Annotated in this window: 3 protein-coding genes; all 3 read right to left on the reverse strand. The window is 38.2% G+C overall.

The annotated features are described in order from the left end of the window. Positions 1 to 526, reverse strand: a 526-nt coding sequence (locus N1032_RS22990; RefSeq protein WP_259542644.1) for a hypothetical protein, incomplete at its 3' end; no start/stop codon positions are given. Between the two features lies 1 nt (position 527). Next, complete coding sequence (locus N1032_RS22995) at positions 528 to 1028, reverse strand: hypothetical protein (protein WP_259542645.1); 501 nt, start codon at positions 1026 to 1028, stop codon at positions 528 to 530. A 219-nt stretch (positions 1029 to 1247) separates the two neighbouring features. Further along, complete coding sequence (locus N1032_RS23000; protein WP_259542646.1) at positions 1248 to 1439, reverse strand: hypothetical protein; 192 nt, start codon at positions 1437 to 1439, stop codon at positions 1248 to 1250. Between the last annotated feature and the right edge of the window lie 152 nt (positions 1440 to 1591).

Here is a 1591-nt window from a genome sequence, read left to right on the forward strand (position 1 = left end):
TATCAATTTGTCTTTGCCCATATTCAGTTGGCGCAATTTCTTCAAAAGGCGAAAGAATGAAGGCGTTTCCTTCAAATGGAACAACCTTTTTGTCGCCATTAAATGATGGAGTGATTGGATCAAATGTTGCAACGATTGGAAGAATACGCATTTTGTACATATCAATTGAAGAAACGTTTGAAAAAACATTTTCAGTAGATAACGCTTGATAAGTTTCAACAGACATAAGTTTCTTACCAAATGAATTTTCACCAGCTTCGTAAATTGTTCTGAAATCAAGTAGTTCATCACAAAGAATTTCAATGTAAGGATTGCCGTTGGCATCTTTAGGAAGATTTTTGAATGTATCAGAATTGTTAACTAACTTGATAAATGAAGTTGTAATTTCGGCGGCAATAGCTTTCGTTTTGTTGACGTTAATCATTTCATAAACATAAAGCTTTACCATCTTTTCGCCAGCAAAATCTCTTAATTCAGTTTTCGGAATATCATTTGTTCCGTTATATACTAATTCTCTATCAGCCATCTTATTCTCCTTCTACCGGAACTTCTTCAGTTGCCGGTGCTTGTTGTGCCGTAGCCATTTGGCTTACTGCCTGTCCTTCTAATACTTTTAGGTTTGCTTTCAATGAATCAATTTGATATTGATCAACGAATGGCAATGGAAGTTCAACGCCGATTTCAACGCCAACCATTTTTCCTAACGCATCAAAGAATCTTTGGTAGTTGTACTTTCTTAAGGCATTTAGCTTGATCAAATGTTCAAGTACTTGACGGTCGACTTTAGAAGTTTCGCTAACTGATTGTTGCGCAGCCTTTCCCATAACTAGATCAGTTGAAAGCATTGCATACTTCAAAATACGGTTTTCAAGGAAAACGATTTGGTTGTTAAGAATATCAGGCGTTGATGATCCACTTGATAAAGTAGCCAATGCTCCTCCCAATTGCCCGTTTGGATCGGTAATTTCGGTAACATCGCCACCGTTAGCTATCGCTTCAACAACATCTTCACCGCGCTTGTTTGGCATGAAAACTTTGTTGAACAGGAAGTTTGTCTTGATCTTTTCTCATTCTTTTGGAATTTGATTTGAGAAGAAGTCCATCGCTTCGATTGCCGAAAATAGCTCAGATGGAATTGCGCCTTCGCCTCTTGATGAATACTTGAATGGTCAAGCCGGAATTACGTCAGTTTCATAAACGATTCTTTCCGCTGATGAATCAACATAGAATGAATTTTCATTTTCAAATCAGCCCATTGTTTTTATCACTTGGCCATTTACAAGTTCGAACTTCTCAACATATGGAAGCATGATTCCGTTGATTTCTTTCAATCCTTTCGATGTTACGTAAGCCAATGTAAGCTTGCCGGCAACGATTTCGAAGTATTGGAAATGCGCAAGTTCAATGATTGCGCTACCGTCAATCGGATAGGCGACCAATCCTCATCTAACGCCATCGCGCGCCAAGTTGTAGCCAAGCTCATCGCTTATTGCAATGAAATCGGAATTGTAAAGAATCTCATCAATACCGGTTACAACAAGATTCGAATCAAGTTTGTTTGTCGAGTCAATGAAAACGTAGTTCATGAAGC

Source organism: Herbiconiux daphne (genome assembly GCF_024979295.1).
In the GTDB taxonomy this organism is placed as follows: Bacteria; Actinomycetota; Actinomycetes; order Actinomycetales; family Microbacteriaceae; genus Herbiconiux; species Herbiconiux daphnes.